Genomic DNA, 17,383 nt, shown 5'->3' with positions numbered 1-17,383 from the left:
TCCCGCGGCTAGGTCGCGGCGGCAGGGGTGGCGTCCGCGCCCGAGGCGCCCGCACCCGAGGCGCCCGCACCAGCGCTCGGAGCCGAAGCGTCCGCACCCGCACCCGCGGCGTCCGCCGCCGCGTGGATCGCCGGCACCCGCGTCGCCTGGCTCATGAACCGGCGCACGTCGAGGTCGACGATGATGTCGGCCGGGCGCAGCGGGCGGGTCAGGTAGAGCCCCTCGAGCGCCGTGATGCGGCTCAGCGCGACGTAGGTCTGGCCCGCGCTGAACACGCGCGAGCCGAGGTCGACGATGGCGCTGTCGTACGTCTTGCCCTGCGACTTGTGGATGGTCACGGCCCACGCCAGCCGCAGCGGGAACTGCGTGAACTCCGCCACGACGTCCTTCTTCAGCTGCTTCGTCGACGCCGACCACGAGTACGCGTACTTCTCCCACACCGCGGGCTGCACCTCGTGCTCTTCTCCGTCGACCTCGACGAAGACCGTGTCGCGCACCTTCGTCACGGTGCCGGTGGTGCCGTTGACCCAACGCTGCTCCGAGTCGTTGCGGAGGAACATCACCCGTGCCCCGGGCTTGAGCTCGAGGGCGTCGTCGGCGGGGAACGCCCGTCCGCCGAACTCGCCGCTGATCTCGGCCCGCGCCGTCAGCAGCCGCCCGGGCAGCCGTTCGAGCTCGACCTTGTTGATGCGGGTCACCGTGTCGTTGCGCGTGGCCAGCGTGATCGCCGTGCCGTCGGTCGGGGCGGGCCTCGCGCCGGCGCCGTTCAGCGCGCCCGCGATCTCGGCCGTCACGCGGCCGTGCCGCACGGCGTTGAGCATCTCCTTGAAGTCGCCCTCGGTCTGCCGGTGGATGAACGCGAGCTCGTAGATGCGCAGCGACGCCTCCTCCCACACGTGGGCGTCGAAGAACCACATCGACCGGTAGTTGTCCCGGAAGTACGCCTTCTCCTCCAGGTCGCCCGGCACCGGGGGCAGCTGGTACGGGTCGCCGAAGAGCACGACCTGCACGCCGCCGAACGGCTCCGAGCGTCGCTGGCGCGCCTGCCGCAGCGACCGGTCGATCGCGTCCATCAGGTCGGCGTTGACCATCGAGACCTCGTCGATGACGAGCGTGTCGACGGTGTTGAGCAGCTTGCGCAGCTCGCTGTTCTGCTCGATGTCGTGGTCGGCGATGAGCCCGATCGACAGCCGGAACAGCGAGTGGATCGTCTGCCCGCCGACGTTGAGGGCCGCGACCCCGGTGGGCGCGCAGATGACGACCTGCTTCGAGGTGTTCCACGACAGGTGGTTGAGCAGCGTCGACTTGCCGGTGCCCGCCCGGCCGGTCACGAAGATGTGCTCGCGGCTGTGCTCGATCGCGTCGAAGACCGCCTGCTGCTCGGCGGAGAGGGCGACGGACACGGGCGCGGCGGGCCTTTCGGGAGAGGTGGTCACGGCAGGCCACCGAGGGGCTCGAGGAGGCGCGGTGACAGACACAATCTACCCGCGCCTCCCCGGGTCCACGGCTCCCCGTGACCCGGCCGACCTAAGCTGTGGACATGTCCTCTGCTGTGGGGGAGCGGGGAGCCGCTCCGCGCTGGCCCACGGTCGCCGTCTGGGGCGGCGCGGCCCTGCTCGTCGTCGTCGGCTTCGTCGTCACGGTCGCCGCCCTCAACGCCACGGTCTACAGCGCCGGCGGCTTCGCCCGCGGCTACGTCGACGCGGTCGACCGAGGCGACACGTCGAGCGCCCTCACCCTCGCGGGCGTGGAGAAGACCGACGAGCTCGAGGACGCCCTGCTCGACGTCCCCTCGCTCGGCGGCCTGGAGGACGTGCGCGAGCTCTCGCAGCTGGAGCTCGGCGACGGCACCCGCACCGTGACCCTCGGCTACACGCTCGACGGCGTCCCGGCGCAGTCGCAGTTCGTCGTGCAGCGGGCCGGCACGCGGTTCGGGGTCTTCCGGGCCTGGCGGTTCGCGCAGGCGCCCACGGCGATCCTCGCGGTGACGCCCGAGCACGACTCCCGCTTCACGGTCGACGGCCGCTCGGTCACGACCGCCGGGGGCGACGTCGCCACGCGGTTCGAGGTGCTCGCGCCGTCGCGCTTCGAGCTGTCGCACAGCAGCACCTACCTCGAGGCGCCCGCCGTCGAGGCGTCGGTGCTGAGCGTGGGGGCGAGCTCGTCGGCGACCGTCGCGACCGTGGCCCGCGCCTCCTTCTCGGCGGAGCTGCAGCAGCAGCTCGACGACCAGCTCGACGACTCCTGCGTGCCGCAGACCGTGCTGCTGCCGGCCGGCTGCCCGTTCGGACGGCAGGTCGACGACCGCGTCACGGGCACGCCGACCTGGTCGATGGTCGACTACCCGCAGCTCGTGGTCGAGCCGTCGTCGACGCCGGGGCAGTGGCTCGTGCGCGACGTGCCCGGCACGGCCCACCTCGTCGTCGAGGCGCAGTCCCTCTTCGACGGGGTGCCGTACACGATCGACGAGGACGTCCCCTTCACCGTCAGCTACGACATGACCATCTCGCCGGACGACCAGATCACGTTCGGCTAGGCGGGCCGTCAGGACCGCGCGGGCTGCGACGGCCGTCGGGGCACGGTCAGCCGGAACGCCGCGCCGCTCCCGTCCGCGTGCTCCGGCCCCGCCAGCACGAGGTCGCCCCCGTGCGCCCGCGCGACGCCGCGGGCGATCGGCAGGCCGAGCCCCGCGCCGCCGTCGCCCGTGCGCCGGGCCGGGTCGAGCCGCACGAGCCGGTCGAAGACGCGCTCGCGGTCGGCGGCGGGGACCCCCGGGCCGTCGTCCGCGACCGTCAGGGTCACGGCGTGCGGGTCGTCGGCGTCGATCGTCACGGCCACGTGGCCGCGCCCGCCGGTCGCGCGGGCGGCGTTGTCGAGGAGGTTGCCGAGCACCTGGGCGAGGCGGCCGGAGTCGGCCGCGACGACGGCGGAGCCGCGCCCTGGCTCTCCCGCGCCGCCTGCACCGCGCCGCACCACGCGGAGGTCGAGGGACGGTCGGCGCAGGCGCTGGACCTCGACGACCTCGCCGGCCAGCGCCTCCAGGTCGACCGGGGCGAGCTCGAGCTCGAGGCCGCGGTCGACGCGGGCCATGAGCAGCAGGTCGTCGACGAGCCGCGACGCGCGCTCGGCCTCGCGGACGACGTGGGCGGCCAGGCGCTGACGCTCCTCGGGGCCGGCGTCGACGTCGGACCGCACGAGGGTGTCGGCGGCGGCGCGCATGCCCGCGACCGGGGTGCGCAGCTCGTGGGCGGCGTCGGAGACGAACGAGCGCATGCGCTGCTCGGCCGCGACCGCGACGCCCGTGGCCTCGACCGCCGCGCGCTCGGCGCCCTCGACCCCGTCGAGCATCTCGTCGAAGGCGACGGCCACGCGGCCGATCTCGGTCCCGGTGCGGGCCGGCCGCAGGCGTCGCCCCCGGTCGCCGGCCGCGATCGAGCGCGCGAGGCGGGTCATGCGGTCGAGGGGCGTCAGCGTGGCCCGCACGACGAGCACGAGCCCGACGGCCGCCAGCACGAGGAACGCCGCCGACGCCGTCAGCATCACCCACCGCAGCTGCGCGAGGGTCTCGCCGACCGAGCTCGAGTCGGTGGTCAGCGTGATGGTCGTGCCGTCGCTCAGCTGGGAGACGAGCGTCGTCACCTCGTCGTCCGAGCTGACGCTCGAGGAGGCGACGGTCACCGTGGCGTCGGCCGCGGGCGACCCCGTCGAGGAGGCGTCGCCCGCCTCGCCGGAGCCCGGTCCCGCCTCGGCCGTGGCGCGTCCCGGCGCCGGCGGCAGCTCGGCGCCCACCGCGGGCGGCCCGGCCCGCAGCTCGTCGGGCGTCGGTCCCGCGACGACCGACCCGCCGTCGGGGTCGTCGATCACGACCGACAGCCCCTGGGCCGACAGGCGGTCGGCGAGGTCGTCGGCGTCGAGGGTGCCGACCAGCGCGGCGGCGGCCGAGGCCCGGTCGAGGAGGCGCTCCTCGACCTGGCCGCGCAGCCGCTGGCCCAGCGTGGCCTGCACCACGACGCCGAGCGCGACGAGCAGCAGCGCGAGCAGCACGAGCACGGCGACGACGGTGCGGGCGCGGAGCGACCCGGTGGCGAGGGCCGCGGTGCCGTCGGGGACGGCGGCCGGGTCGCGGGCGCCGTCCCGGTCGCGGGCGGCGGGCCGGGCGACCGGGCTCACGCGCTCATCCGGTAGCCGATGCCCCGGACGGTGTGGATGAGGCGCGGCCCCTCGCGCTCCATCTTCTTGCGGAGCGAGCTGAGGTGCACCTCGACGAGGTTCGGGTCGTAGTCGTCGTAGCCCCACACCTGCGTGAGGATCTGCGTCTTCGACACCGTGCGCCCCCGGCTCTCGGCGAGGAAGGCCAGCAGGCGGTGCTCGGTGGCGGTGAGGTCGAGGGCGACGCCTCCTCGGGTGGTGACCGCCGCCTCCGGGTCGAGCACGAGGTCGCCCACCTCGATGACGGCGGGGACGCGCCCGCGGCGACGGAGCACGGCGGTGACGCGCGCGACCAGCTCGGCGATCGAGAACGGCTTGACCACGTAGTCGTCGACGCCCTCGGCGAAGCCGCGGAGGCGGTCGTCGAGCTCGTCGCGGGCGGTGAGCATGACGACGGCCGCGTCGCTCGTCGTGCGGACCGTCGCGGCCAGGCGGATGCCGCTCGCGCCGGGCAGCATCCAGTCGAGCACGACGAGGTCGGGCGCGACGGAGCGGAGCGCCTCGGCGAGGCCCTCGCCGTCGGGCAGGCCGCGCACGGCGAAGCCCTCGGCGGAGAGGGCGGCGACGACGGAGGCGAGCAGGGCGGGGTCGTCGTCGATCACGAGGACGCGGGCGGGAGGGATCACCGGCGTGACCGTACGGCCACGGGATGGGCCGCCGCCGTGCCGACCCTATGGAAGCGCTGGACGGCCCGGCGACTTAAGCGGGGCTTCAGGTGCGCTCCCGAGGGTCGTACCAGCAGCGGACAGGGGTCCGCGTCACCACCACCCGTCAGGAGACGACCATGACCAGCAACGACCACAGCCCGTTCGACCGCCCCGACAGCGACGACGCCGGCCGCGACGGCTCGGGCCGCGACGCCTTCGGCCGCGACGCCGGCCGCGACGAGCGGCTCGGCGGAGACGACGCGACCCGCGAGCTGCCCGTCACCGAGCAGGCCCACCCCGCCGCGGCCCGCCGCCGCGGCTCGAAGCGCCTCGTGCTGACGCTCGGGGTCGCCGCGGCCGGCCTCGCCCTCGTCGGGGGCGGCGCCGCCGTCGCGGCGTCGACCGGAGGGGCGAGCGGCGGCTCGAGCCTCAGCGCCGCCGCGACCTCGTCGCCGTCGGCCTCGTCGTCGGCACCCGCGACCGACGACGCCTCGGGCAGCACCACGGCCCCGACCCCGGGTGCGGCCGACGGCAGCGCGCCGACGCCGCCCGCCGCGCCGGGCGAGGACGGCGCGACCCCGGCCACGCCGCCCGAGGGTGCACCCGCCCCGGGCTGCGCGCCCGGCGCGGAGGGGCCTGCAGCTGGCGGCCCTGCGGCGGGCGGCCCCGCCGCTGGTGGTCCCGGTGCCGCGGGTGCCCTGCCCGAGCCCGGCGCCGACGCCCCCACCCCGCCCGCCGACGCGCCGGAGCCCGGCACGGACGCCCCCACCCCGCCCAGCGACGCCCCGACGGCCCCCGTCGAGGACGCCCCCACCGGCAGCTGACGGCGCTCGCCGTCTTCGCCCGCGAGGGCGAGTGTCCACGGACCGTCGCCGGAGGCGCCGTCGGGCGACGGTCCGTGGACACGCGACGCGCGCTAGCCTCGCGCCATGGCCGCCCTCGCCGACAAGCCCGCCCTGCACCTGACCGAGCCGCAGTGGGTGCACTACCTCGAGACGGTCGCGCACGTCGACGGCGTGCGGCTGCTGCTGCGCAAGAAGGGGCGAGACGTCACCGGCATGACCTGGTCGGAGGCGCTCGACGTCGCCCTCTGCTTCGGCTGGATCGACGGGCAGGGGCAGCGGGTCGACGACGACTGGATGCTGACGGCGTTCCAGCCGCGGAGGCGGGCGAGCGTCTGGTCGCAGGTGAACCGCGAGCACGTGGCCCGGCTGGTCGACGAGGGCCGGATGCGCGCCGGGGGCCTCGCCGAGGTCGAGCGCGCGAAGGCCGACGGACGGTGGGAGGCGGCCTACCGTCAGAAGGACGCGGTCGCCCCGCCCGACCTCCGGGCCGCGCTGGACGCCGACCCGGTCGCCGCCGCGTTCTGGGAGTCGACGAGCAAGACCGAGAAGTTCCGGGTCTACTTCCGCCTGGCGGCGCTGAAGCGCCCCGAGACGCGGGCCGCGCGCATCGCCGACGTGGTCGCCGCCGCCGCCCGCGGCGAGCACCACTACCGCTAGCCGGGCCCGGGACAACTTCGTAACAAATTGTTTGTAAGTATTGCCTGACGACCCTCGTCGTGGTTACAGTCGCCTCGCGGCCGCCTGACGGTCGGACCCCGCCGCTCACCACGGCGCGGTGACGCTCTTCCCTCCTGCTCCATCACGACGGCGTGTTGAAAGGCGACGAGAATGACGAAGAAGTCCAGGTACCTGACCGCAGCGGCGGTCTTCGTGGGGGCGAGCGCCCTCGTGCTCAGCGGCTGCAGCAGCAGCGGCGGCGGCAGCGACGACGGCGACTCCGTCCCCGCGGCCGAGTCGGGCGAGGTGACGTGGTGGGGCTACACGCCCGACACCCCCGTCGCCGAGCGCTACATCGCCGAGTTCAACAAGGAGCACCCCGACATCGAGGTCACCTACAAGAACTTCGAGAACGTCGACTACCGCACCACGCTCACGCCCGCCCTCGACTCCGGCGAGGGCCCCGACGTGTTCGTCCTCTCGCCCGCCGGCGGCACCCCCGACCTCTGGGGTCCCTACGCGATCGACCTGTCGTCGCTCGCGGAGGACCAGCTCGGGGCCGACTGGGAGTCGAAGTACGGCGAGGGCTACGTCGACCAGCTGCGCGACTCCGACGGTCGCCTGGTCTCCGCGCCGCTCGGCGGCATGGCGGCCGGCTACCTCTGGGTCGACCAGGACGTCCTCGACGAGGCCGGCGCCGAGGTGCCGGTCGACTACGACTCGTGGGTCGACACGTGCAAGGCGGTCGCCGCGATCGACAAGACCTGCTTCACCATGGGCGCCGGCGGCGCCGACACCTTCCCGAGCGAGATGTTCCACTCGATCGCCAACTCGGTCGACCCCGACTTCTTCATCGCCGCGGCGACGGGCGAGGCGAACTGGGACGACCCGGCGGGCGTCGAGACGCTCCAGATCATCTCCGACATGCGCGACGACGGCATCATCGCCCCCGACGCCCTCGACGGCACGCAGTACCCCCTCGCGAACGAGCAGTTCATGAAGGGCGACGCCGCCATGGTCCAGATGGGCTTCTGGTACACCCAGTACTCGGGCGCCGAGTCGTGCAAGGCCTCCATGGAGGCCGCCGGCGTCAGCGACCCGACCTGCTTCACCCAGCTCCCCGCCGCGTTCCCGGACGTCGCCGGGAAGGGCAACGGGTCCGAGTACTTCGGAGAGGCCGACTACGGGCTCGCCATCAACGCCGACTCGCCGAACATCGGGGCGGCGAAGACCTTCGTGTCGTGGATGTCGATGACCGAGGCGGGGCAGCAGAACGTGGCGAACGCCCTCGACCTCATCCCGGCGCTGCAGGGCGTGGCACCCGACTGGTCGTCGATCTCGCTCGTCGACGACGCCGTCCAGCGACCCGCGATCGAGCAGCTCATCACCGACAGCTCGTCGACGACGCAGACCCGGCAGTACCAGACCTCGGAGGCGACGCTCGACGCGATCGTGCTCGCCATCCAGCGGGTCCTCGACCCCACGTCCGACGCGTCGATCGACGAGATCGCGGCCGAGCTGCAGGACTCGGCGGAGCCCAGCGACGTCGGCAGCGACTGAGCGGGCGGGTCGTCTCATCGTGACCGTGACCGTTCCCCGGGAGGCGGCGCCCGTCGCCTCCCGGCCCCCCGCTCCTCGCCCCGAGGCGCCCCGCCGCAGGCGTTCGCGCCTGGTGCCCGGCGGCCTCGTCTGGATCCTGCCCGGCTTCGTCATCTCCGTCGGGCTGATCTACTACAGCATCGTGTACTCCGGCTACCTGTCGTTCTTCGACTGGGCCGGGGGCCGATCGCGCATGACCGCGGTGGGCCTCGACAACTACGTCGAGGCGCTCACCGACCGCACCTTCTGGACGGCGGTGCGCAACACCGGCGTCTACTTCGTCGCCGTCTTCGTCGTGCAGGTCGTCGGCGGCATGCTCTTCGCCGCCGCGATGCACTCGAAGATCTTCCTGGCGAACGTCTACAAGGTGATCGTCGTCATCCCGGTCGTCGTCGCCCCGGCGACCCTGGCCCCGGCACAGATCCAGGTCTGGCAGACCGACGGGACGGTCAACCGCATCCTCGAGGCCGTCGGCCTGGGCTCGCTGGCGCAGGGCTGGATCGGCCAGTCGACCACGTCGCTGCTCGTGGTGACGCTCGTCGGCTGCTGGGGCTCGATCGGATTCGGCTTCATCCTCTACTACGCGGGGATGGCGCAGGTCGACCCCGAGATGCTCGAGGCGGCCCGCATCGACGGTGCCGGCAACCTCCGGCTGCTGTTCTCGGTCGTCATGCCGAACCTCAAGCCCGTGACGGTGTCGCTCGCGATCCTCAACTTCATCACGGCGCTCAAGCTCTTCGACAACGTCTGGCTCATCACCCAGGGCGGCCCGGCTCACTCGTCGGAGTTCCTCGGCACGATGATCTACGCCGAGACGGCGGGCTCGTCGCGCAACCTCGGCTACGCGGCGGCGCTGTCGATCATCCTGCTGGTCATCGCGGTCTCGGTCTCGCTGGTGATCCAGCGACGCAGCCGCGAACGGACCCCGCTCGTCGAGGAGGTGCCGGATGTTTGAGACCCGGTCCCTGAGGGCGAAGCTCCTCCTGCAGCTCGTGGTCACGGTCGCGATGGTGCCGTTCGTCATCCCGATCTACGCCATGGTGTCGAGGTCGTTCGCCGGCTCCGGCTGGGGGAACTACGCGGCCGTCCTGGCCGTGCCGGGCTTCGCCCGCTTCTTCCTCAACTCGGCGATCGTCGCCGGCGGCTCGATCGTGATCATCTACCTGGCGACGCTCGCGGCCGCGTTCGGCTTCTCGAAGCTCCGCGTGCGCAGCAAGGAGGTCTACTTCTGGCTCATGATGGCAGCGCTCACCCTCCCCGAGGTGGTGCTGATCGCCCCCCTCTACGCCACGGCCGTGCGCCTCGACCTGCTGGGCACGTTCTGGGCGGTGATCCTCCCCATCGCGGCCCTGCAGATACCGTTCACCGTCCTCATCACCCGGGGATACGTCGACGGCATCCCCGACACCCTGTTCGAGGCGGCGCGGCTCGACGGCGCGGGCTCCTGGCGCATGTTCTGGTCGATCCTCGTGCCGCTCGCCCGACCGATGGCCGTGGCGCTCATCGTGCTCGTGCTGATCAACGCGTGGAACGCCTACCTGCTGCCGAAGGTCTTCCTCGTCAACGACGACATGGGCGTCGTGACGCTCCTGCCCGAGTTCTTCCGTCGTCAGTACAATGACGACACCCCGAAGATCCTCGCCGCGGCCGTCGTGACGGCCATCCCGACGATCGTCGCCTACATCGCCCTGCAGAAGCAGTTCGAGCGAGGCATGGCGGCCGGGGCGATCAAGTGACGCCGTGCTGGGAGGACCCCCGATGACCACCGTCCGTCGGCTCGGGCCCTCGTCGCAGAACACCCGCAGCGCCGTCCTCGACCTCGTCCGGTCGAGCGGCACCGTGAGCCGCATCGAGCTCGCCGAGATGTCGGGTCTCACCCCGACCTCGATCACCCGCATCGTGAAGTCGCTCATCGAGGACCGCCTCGTGGTCGAGACCGGCTACGGGGACGCCACGGGCGGGAAGCGGCGCAGCCTCCTCGAGCTCAACCCCGACGCCCGGTACGCCGTGGGCGTGTCCCTCGACGACGCCCGGTTGACCTACGTCGTCGCGGACCTCGGCGGCCGGGTGATCGGCCACCACGTCTCGACCGGCATCGGGCAGACGGCCCCGAGCGCCGTCGTCGCTCGCATCGCCGACGAGCTCGAGGCGCTGCTCGCCGAGCTGGCGATCCCGACGGCCGACGTCGTGGGCGTGGGCGTGGCGGGGGCCGGCCTCGACCTGGGGGCCGGTGCAGAGCGCATGTCCCTCACGACGGACGACTGGGACTCCTTCGCGGTGCAGGAGGCGCTCGGGTCGCGCATGGGCCTGCCCGTGGTCCGCGACAACGACGCCGCCTGCGCCGCCCTCGGCCAGTTCTGGGCCGGGCGCATGTCGGCGGGGGACGACTTCGCGACGCTCTACATGTCGAACGGCTTCGGCCTGGGCCTCGTCACCGGAGGCGCGGTCGCCCGGGGCGCCTCGTCGAACGTCGGCGAGATCGGCCACATGGTCGTCGAGTTCGAGGGCCGGCAGTGCTGGTGCGGTTCGCGCGGCTGCCTCGAGATGGTCGCCGGCCCCCGGGCCATGGTCGCCGAGGCGATGGCCGACCCGGCGCTGCGGCTCGAGCTCGAGCTGTCCGGCGACGACGGCCACCTCCGGCACGACTTCGACGCGATCGCCCGCGCGGCGGCCCGGGGCGACGAGCGCTGCGCCGCCGTCGTCACGCGGTCGGCGCGCTACGTCGCCGCCGCGATGCTCTCGGTCGTGAACCTGCTCGACCTGGGCCGCGTCTACCTGGCCGGCCCCGGGTTCGCCGACGCGGGCGACATCTACGTGCGGGAGATCGAGGAGCAGAGCTCCCGACTGGCCCGCACCCGGAGCCTCCACGAGGTCGAGGTGACGCTCGTCGACCCGGGCCTCGACGCGGCCGCGGTCGGTGCCGCGTCGCTGGCCCTCCAGCACGTCCTCACCCCGCACGCCCGCGCAGGCCGCGCAGAGGCCGTCCTCCCCGCCTGACCTGGTCTGCGTGATGCCGTGCCGACGGCTGTCCCGACTACCTAACTGAACGTCATCAAGTAAGTCGAGGTCGATCCGCGGCCTCCGACGCCCCACCGAGAGGAGTGGCCCATGGCCATCCGTTCCGTCCTGATCAACGTCGCCGACATCTCCCGCTCAGTCGACTTCTACCGCCGCCACCTCGGGGTGGAGGTCGTCGAGGTCGACGACGACTCCGCCGTCCTCGACGCCGTGACGGCCGAGCTGCGGCTGGTGCGCGTCCCGCGGCCCGAGGCGTCGACGTTCGACCCCGACGACCTGCAGGCCGGCTTCCGCCACGTCGGCTTCCGGGTCTCGGACCTCGACGCCCTCGTCGACCGGCTCCACGCCGACGCGGTGCCCTTCCAGCTCGAGCCGATCCACGCCGAGGGGGACGTGCGCATCACGTTCTTCTACGACCCCGACGGCACGCTGCTCGAGCTCGTCGAGGGCCCGTTGCAGTACCACGAGGTGCACGACCGGGAGGCCGTCGAGCGGGACTGGGCGCTGGGTGACCCCGCACGCCCCCGCTTCGACCACGTCGCCGAGACCGTCCACGACCTCGACGCGACGGCCATGTACCTCGGCGAGGTCGGCTTCGACCTCATGGCGGGCATCCACCAGCCGAGCGACCCTCGTGGCTTCGAGATCGCGTACTTCCGCGACGGCGACACGTCGCTCGAGGTCTTCACCTACGCCGAGGCCGACAAGCGACGGCGCGAGCCGCAGCTCACCGCCCCCGGCTTCCTCGCGGTGGAGTTCGAGGGGACGACCCCGTCCGACGCCGTCCGGGTCGGGAGCGCCGCCGGCCTCGACCTGCACGTCGACCCCGACGGGCTCGTGCACGCCGTCACGGCGGCCTGACGTGCGCTGGGACCTCGTCCCCCTGGGTCGGACGGGGCTGCGCGTCAGCCCCGTCACCGCGGGCGGGGCGCCCCTCGGCAGCATGCCGGAGAACTTCGGCTACAGCGTGGCCGAGCGCGACGCCGTCGACCTGGTGCGGGCGCTGTTCGACAGCGACATCCGCACGATCGACACGGCGAACGGCTACTCGGACGGCCGCAGCGAGGAACGCATCGGCCGCGCGATCGCCGAGCACGGCGGCCTGCCCGACGACGTGCTGGTCATGACGAAGGTCGACCCGAGCGGGGCCGACTACAGCGGCGACCGCGTGCGGCGCTCGCTCGACGAGAGCCGTCGTCGGCTCGGCGTCGACCCGCTGCCGCTCGTGCAGCTCCATGACCCCGAGTTCCACGACCCCGACCGGATGACGAGCGCCGGAGGCGCGGTGGAGGCCCTCGTGGACGCCCGCGACCGCGGCGAGATCGGCCACCTGGGCCTCGCGGGGGGCGACGTCCGGCAGATGGCGCGGTACCTCGAGCTCGGGGTCTTCGAGGTGCTGCTCGTGCACAACCGGTGGACGCTCGTCGACCGCAGCGCGGGCGACCTCATCGCGCGCGCCGGCGAGCTGGGGGTGGCCGTCCTCAACGCCGCGGTGCTCGGCGGCGGCATCCTGGCCGACACGACCGGCCGCGTCGACTCCTACGGGTACCGTCCCGCCCGTCCGGCGACGCTCGAGGCGATCGTCCGCATGCGCGAGGTCTGCGCCGCGTGGGGCACCGACCTCGCGACCGCCGCGGTCCGCTTCTCGACGCGCGACCCGCGCATCGCCTCGACGATCGTCGGCATCAGCAAGCTCGAGCGCGTCGAGGCCACCGTCGCGGCGGCCACCGTCGAGCTGCCGGAGCCGTTCTGGGACGAGCTCGAGGCGCTCCTGCCCGCCCGCGCGAACTGGCTCGACGCCGACGAGCCGCGCTGACGCCCTCCCGCACCACGACCCTCACCCGCACGACGACCCTTCCCGCCACGACCAGAGACCAGGTACGACCATGCCCCTCGTCCGCATCGACATGCACGAGCACCTCCGCGACCTCCGTCCCCGCATGAGCGAGGCGGTCCACAGCGCCCTCGTCGAGGGGTGGGAGATGCCCGCCGACGACCTCTTCCAGATCTTCACGCTGCACGCGCAGGGCGACCTGTTCTACAGCCGGACGTTCCCCGACGCCGACCGCACCGACATCGTCTTCGTGCAGGTGCTCGCCTTCACCGGCTACAGCGCGGAGGTCAAGCAGCGCGGCGCGGCCCTCCTCGTCGACCGGCTCGCCGCGCTCGGCATCAAGCGCGACGACGTGCTCGTGGCGCTGAGCGAGAACGGCGACGGCGACTGGCTCGCGCCGTCGGGGGACCCCTCGTGAGCGTCCGCCGCGACGACTTCCCGTCGTCCTTCACCTGGGGCACGGCGACCGCGGCCTACCAGATCGAGGGGGCGGTGGCCGAGGGCGGCCGCGGCCCGAGCATCTGGGACGCCTTCGTCCGGAGGCCCGGGGCGATCACCGACGGCACCACGGGCGACGTGGCCGACGACCACGTCCACCGCGTCGGCGAGGACGTCGCGCTCATGGCCGGCCTCGGCGTCGACGCGTACCGCTTCTCGATCTCCTGGCCGCGCATCCAGCCCGAGGGGACGGGGCCTGCGCTCCGCGACGGGATCGGCTTCTACCGCGCCCTCGCCGAGCGCCTCCTCGCGGTCGGCGTGACGCCGTGGGCGACGCTCTACCACTGGGACCTGCCCCAGGCCCTCGAGGAGCGGGGCGGCTGGCTCGAGCGCGACACGGCCCACCGCTTCGCCGAGTACGCGGGCCTCGTCGTGGAGGAGCTCGCCGACGTCGTCCCGAACTGGATCACGCTCAACGAGCCCTGGTGCTCCGCCTTCCTCGGCTACGCGAGCGGCGTCCACGCCCCCGGGCGCCGGGAGGGCAGCCGGGCCGCCCGGGCGGCCCACCACCTGCTGCTCGGGCACGGCCTGGCCGTGCCCGTCGTCCGTGAGGCAGCGCCGGAGGCGGTGGTCGGCATCACCCTGAACCTCTACTCGGTCCGACCCGCCAGCGACGCCGCCGCCGACGTCGACGCCGCACGTCGCATCGACGGGCTCGGCAACCGGCTCTTCCTCGACCCCGTCCTGACGGGGTCGTACCCCGAGGACGTGCTCGACGACCTGGGCGAGGCGCCGTGGTTCGCGGAGAACGCCCTCGCCGACCTGCCGACGATCGCCGCGCCGATCGACTTCCTCGGCGTGAACTACTACAGCCGCCACACGACACGGGCGGGCGAGCCCGACGGGCGGCCGAGCGCGAACCCCGGCAGCGAGTCGGTCGAGTTCGTCGAGACGGGTGCCCCGGTCACGCAGATGGGGTGGGAGATCCATCCCGACGGCCTGCTCGACGTCCTCGAGCAGGCCGCCGCCGCGGCCCCGGGGCTGCCCCTCGTCGTGACCGAGAACGGCTCGGCGTACGAGGACCACGTCGGCGACGACGGGTCGGTCGACGACCCCGAGAGGCTGGCGTACCTGCGGCAGCACGTCGAGGCGTGCGCTGAGGCCGTCCGGCGAGGACTGCCCCTCACCGGCTACTTCGCCTGGACGCTGATGGACAACTTCGAGTGGGCCTGGGGACACAGCCGTCGGTTCGGGCTCGTCCACGTCGACTACGAGACGCAGGCGCGGACGCCGAAGTCGAGCGGGCTCTGGTTCAGGAGGTTCCTGCGGTCCGAGCTCGACTGACCCGCTCTCGCGCCCCGCCCGGCACTCGCGCGGCGGCGCGCGACGGCCCTAGGTTCGTCGCATGCCCGACTCCGCCGCCCGTGTCCCGCGCCTCCTCGTCCCGCCCACCGACGTCGCGGCGCGCGCCCGCGCCGTGGCCGTCGCCCACGCCTCCCCGGCCCTCGTCGCCCACAGCGAGCGCTCGTGGGTGCTCGCCGCCGACCTCGGCCGCCGCGAGGGCCTCGTCGTCGACGAGGAGCTGCTCTACGTCGCGTCGCTGCTCCACGACCTCGGGCTCGCGCCCTCCTTCGACGCCCACGCGACCTCGTTCGAGCGGGCCGGCGGCGACGTCGCGCGCGTCTTCGCGGCGGGCGCCGGGTGGGACGACGACCGGCAGCGCCGCGTCGGCGACGTGATCGTCCGGCACATGTGGCCGGCGGTGTCGGCCGAGCTCGACGTCGAGGGGCACCTGCTCGAGCGGGCGACGAGCCTCGACGTCAGCGGCGTCGGGGCGGCGGACTGGCCGGCCGACCTGCTCGACGAGCTCGTGGAGCAGCGGCCGCGCGACGGGTTCGCGGCCGAGTTCGCGACGGCGATCTCGGCGCAGGCGCACCGGAAGCCGGGCTCCGAGGCGGGCCGGGCCGTCCGCTCGGGCATGACGCGGCGGCTGGCGGCCAACCCCCTCGACGACCGGGGCTGAGCAGGGCGGCCGGCCCGCGCCTCCGGCGGGCTGTGCTCCACGACGTCGGGACGCGGCGGTCACGCGGCAGGAATGCCGGGCGGCCGATCCCGGTTGGCTCCCGTAGCATGATGCAAACGCATGGAAATGGAGCGCACCACATGGCACACCCCCTGGAGTTCGGACTCGACACCTTCGGCGACGTCACGGAGCGCCCCGCCGGCGTCGACGGAGCGGGCGAGCTCGTCTCGCACGCGCAGTCGATCCGCGACCTCGTCGAGCAGGCCGTGCTCGCCGACCAGGTCGGCCTCGACTTCATCGGCGTCGGCGAGCACCACCGGGTCGACTTCGCGGTGAGCGCGCCCGAGGTCGTCCTCGCCGCGATCGCCGCCCGGACCGAGCGGATCCGCATGGGCTCGGCCGTGACGGTGCTGAGCTCCGACGACCCGGTGCGCGTCTACGAGCGCTTCGCGACGGTCGACGCCCTGTCGAACGGCCGCGCCGAGGTCATCCTGGGCCGTGGCTCGTTCACCGAGTCGTTCCCGCTCTTCGGCCTCGACCTGCAGGACTACGAGGTGCTCTTCGAGGAGAAGATCCAGCTCTTCGCCGAGCTGCTCAAGGACGAGCCCGTCACCTGGCAGGGCACGAAGCGCGGCGCGCTCAGCGACCAGTGGGTGTACCCGCGGCCCGAGAGCGGCACGCTGAAGACCTGGGTCGGCGTCGGCGGCTCGCCGCAGTCGGTGATCCGCGCGGCTCACTACGGGCTGCCCCTCTTCCTCGCGATCATCGGCGGCCAGCCCGCCCAGTTCGCGCCCTACGCCGACCTCTACCGCCGTGCCCTCGGCGAGTTCGGCAAGGAGTCGCAGCCCATCGCGATGCACTCGCCCGGCTTCGTCCTCGAGACGGACGACGAGGCGAAGGAGGCGCTGTTCCCGTACCAGGAGGCGCAGACGAACCAGCTCGGTCGCGAACGCGGCTGGCCCCCCTACTCCCGCGCCCAGTACGAGTCGAGCGCCGGCCCGGACGGTGCCCTCTACGTCGGCGCGCCCGAGACGGTCGCGGCGAAGATCGCCAAGAACATGGCACTGCTCGGCGCCTCGCGCTTCGACATGCGCTACAGCATGGGCCGCCTGCCGCACGCGCAGATGATGCGCAGCATCGAGCTCTACGGCACGAAGGTGGTGCCGTTGGTCCGCGAGATGCTGGCCTAGCGGCCCCGCGCCTCCGCGCCGACCGCCGACACCCGGAGGAAGTCGAGCCCGGCCGCCGCGGGCGACCCCTCGGCCGCCGTGTAGGCGACGATCTTGAGCTCGCTGCCCGGCACGGTGAACACGTCGCAGTCGAGCTCGAGCTCCCCGACCAGCGGATGGTCCATGACCTTGCGCGCCGACTCGTGCACGCCGACGGCGCCCCGGGCCCACAGCTGCGCGAACTCGGGCTCGTCGGCGACGAGCCCGTCGACGAGCGCTCGGAGGCGCGGGTCGGCCGGGTGGTCCACCAGCGTGCGGCGCAGGTCGGCGACGAGCGCCTCGCGGAACCGGGAGCCGCCCTCCCCGTCGAGGTGACGGGTGCGGATGGCGGTGCCCGCGCCTCCGTCGGTCGGTCCGCCGGCCTCGCGACGGGCGTCGCGGAACGCCCGCACGACGATGTTCCGTTCGTCGGCGGGCCAGCCGTCGGGATCGCCGAGCAGGCTGCCCCAGAGCGGGCTCCAGGTCAGCAGGTCCCAGGAGGCGCTGAACACCGCGATCGGCGTCTCGCGCAGCCGGGCCACCAGGCGCTGCACCCCGGGCGGGATGTGTCGCGAGACGACGGCCGTCGTCGGGGGCAGGAGCCCGGCGCTGCGGAACAGGTGGTCGCGCTCGGCGTCGTCGAGCTGCAGGGCCCGGGCGAGCGCCGTGGCGACCTGGTCGGAGGGGTGCCGGGCGCGACCCTGCTCGAGCCGGACGACGTAGTCGACCGAGAGGCCGGCGAGGGCGGCGAGCTCCTCACGGCGGAGCCCGACGGCCCGCCGGCGACCGCCCACGGGCAGGGCCGCGTCGGCGGGGGAGAGGCGTGCGCGCCAGGTCGAGAGCATCCGGCCGAGCTCGGCGTCCTGTGCGGGCATGTGCCCATCCTCGCGTCTCGGCGCCGACCC

Annotated in this window: 17 protein-coding genes; 13 read left to right on the top strand and 4 right to left on the bottom strand. The window is 73.6% G+C overall.

Features of this window, described 5'->3' with window-relative positions; genetic code table 11:
* Nucleotides 1–8: 8 nt before the first annotated feature.
* Nucleotides 9–1,403 carry an ATP-dependent RecD-like DNA helicase gene (locus EDF38_RS13605; RefSeq protein WP_123356299.1) on the bottom strand — a complete coding sequence of 465 codons (1,395 nt, stop codon included), beginning with the start codon at nucleotides 1,401–1,403 and terminating at the stop codon, nucleotides 9–11.
* Between the two features lie 137 nt (nucleotides 1,404–1,540).
* Between EDF38_RS13605 and EDF38_RS13600 the strand changes: the two genes are divergently transcribed.
* Nucleotides 1,541–2,536, top strand: coding sequence for a hypothetical protein (locus EDF38_RS13600; protein ID WP_148061498.1), 996 nt, complete (start codon nucleotides 1,541–1,543; stop codon nucleotides 2,534–2,536).
* Nucleotides 2,537–2,544: 8 nt separating this feature from the next.
* Here EDF38_RS13600 and EDF38_RS13595 read toward each other — a convergent pair whose 3' ends face one another.
* Nucleotides 2,545–4,170, bottom strand: a complete 1,626-nt coding sequence (locus tag EDF38_RS13595; RefSeq protein WP_123356295.1) for a cell wall metabolism sensor histidine kinase WalK — start codon at nucleotides 4,168–4,170, stop codon at nucleotides 2,545–2,547.
* Nucleotides 4,167–4,835: a response regulator transcription factor gene (locus tag EDF38_RS13590; protein WP_123356293.1), complete on the bottom strand. Its 669-nt coding sequence runs from the start codon at nucleotides 4,833–4,835 to the stop codon at nucleotides 4,167–4,169. The genes EDF38_RS13595 and EDF38_RS13590 overlap by 4 nt, the downstream gene beginning before the upstream one ends.
* Nucleotides 4,836–4,993: 158 nt before the next feature.
* Between EDF38_RS13590 and EDF38_RS13585 the strand changes: the two genes are divergently transcribed.
* The 12 genes from EDF38_RS13585 (at nucleotide 4,994) to EDF38_RS13530 (ending at nucleotide 16,460) form a co-directional block, all read left to right on the top strand.
* On the top strand, nucleotides 4,994–5,680 hold the full coding sequence (locus EDF38_RS13585; protein ID WP_123356292.1) for a hypothetical protein: 687 nt from the start codon (nucleotides 4,994–4,996) through the stop codon (nucleotides 5,678–5,680).
* Nucleotides 5,681–5,785: 105 nt separating this feature from the next.
* Nucleotides 5,786–6,358: a YdeI family protein gene (locus tag EDF38_RS13580; RefSeq protein ID WP_123356290.1), complete on the top strand. Its 573-nt coding sequence runs from the start codon at nucleotides 5,786–5,788 to the stop codon at nucleotides 6,356–6,358.
* Nucleotides 6,359–6,529: 171 nt separating this feature from the next.
* Nucleotides 6,530–7,918: an ABC transporter substrate-binding protein gene (locus EDF38_RS13575; RefSeq protein WP_123356288.1), complete on the top strand. Its 1,389-nt coding sequence runs from the start codon at nucleotides 6,530–6,532 to the stop codon at nucleotides 7,916–7,918.
* A 25-nt stretch (nucleotides 7,919–7,943) separates the two neighbouring features.
* Nucleotides 7,944–8,912 (top strand): carbohydrate ABC transporter permease, encoded by a 969-nt coding sequence (locus tag EDF38_RS13570; protein WP_123357015.1) that lies wholly within the window; start codon nucleotides 7,944–7,946, stop codon nucleotides 8,910–8,912.
* On the top strand, nucleotides 8,905–9,693 hold the full coding sequence (locus tag EDF38_RS13565) for a carbohydrate ABC transporter permease (RefSeq protein WP_123356286.1): 789 nt from the start codon (nucleotides 8,905–8,907) through the stop codon (nucleotides 9,691–9,693). The genes EDF38_RS13570 and EDF38_RS13565 overlap by 8 nt, the downstream gene beginning before the upstream one ends.
* Before the next feature lie 22 nt (nucleotides 9,694–9,715).
* On the top strand, nucleotides 9,716–10,954 hold the full coding sequence (locus tag EDF38_RS13560; RefSeq protein ID WP_123356284.1) for an ROK family transcriptional regulator: 1,239 nt from the start codon (nucleotides 9,716–9,718) through the stop codon (nucleotides 10,952–10,954).
* Between the two features lie 111 nt (nucleotides 10,955–11,065).
* The gene (locus EDF38_RS13555) at nucleotides 11,066–11,836 is read left to right on the top strand and encodes a VOC family protein (protein ID WP_123356282.1); all 771 of its coding nucleotides are present in this window, start codon (nucleotides 11,066–11,068) and stop codon (nucleotides 11,834–11,836) included.
* Between the two features lies 1 nt (nucleotide 11,837).
* Nucleotides 11,838–12,791: an aldo/keto reductase gene (locus tag EDF38_RS13550; protein ID WP_233572468.1), complete on the top strand. Its 954-nt coding sequence runs from the start codon at nucleotides 11,838–11,840 to the stop codon at nucleotides 12,789–12,791.
* 70 nt (nucleotides 12,792–12,861) lie between these two features.
* Nucleotides 12,862–13,227 (top strand): tautomerase family protein, encoded by a 366-nt coding sequence (locus tag EDF38_RS13545; RefSeq protein ID WP_123356280.1) that lies wholly within the window; start codon nucleotides 12,862–12,864, stop codon nucleotides 13,225–13,227.
* Nucleotides 13,224–14,591, top strand: a complete 1,368-nt coding sequence (locus EDF38_RS13540; RefSeq protein WP_123356278.1) for a GH1 family beta-glucosidase — start codon at nucleotides 13,224–13,226, stop codon at nucleotides 14,589–14,591. Before EDF38_RS13545 ends, EDF38_RS13540 begins: the two co-directional genes overlap by 4 nt.
* A 61-nt stretch (nucleotides 14,592–14,652) precedes the next feature.
* Complete coding sequence (locus tag EDF38_RS13535) at nucleotides 14,653–15,270, top strand: HD domain-containing protein (RefSeq protein WP_123356276.1); 618 nt, start codon at nucleotides 14,653–14,655, stop codon at nucleotides 15,268–15,270.
* 140 nt (nucleotides 15,271–15,410) lie between these two features.
* Nucleotides 15,411–16,460, top strand: a complete 1,050-nt coding sequence (locus EDF38_RS13530) for an LLM class flavin-dependent oxidoreductase (protein WP_123356274.1) — start codon at nucleotides 15,411–15,413, stop codon at nucleotides 16,458–16,460.
* Here the strand turns inward: EDF38_RS13530 and EDF38_RS13525 are convergent.
* On the bottom strand, nucleotides 16,457–17,353 hold the full coding sequence (locus tag EDF38_RS13525; protein WP_123356272.1) for a helix-turn-helix transcriptional regulator: 897 nt from the start codon (nucleotides 17,351–17,353) through the stop codon (nucleotides 16,457–16,459). The two genes, EDF38_RS13530 and EDF38_RS13525, sit on opposite strands and share 4 nt — an antisense overlap.
* Nucleotides 17,354–17,383 lie beyond the last annotated feature (30 nt).

Origin of the sequence: Frigoribacterium sp. PhB160 (assembly GCF_003751785.1) — a bacterium.
Classification (GTDB): Bacteria; Actinomycetota; Actinomycetes; order Actinomycetales; family Microbacteriaceae; genus Frigoribacterium.
This window is presented reverse-complemented; position numbering and strand designations above follow the sequence as displayed.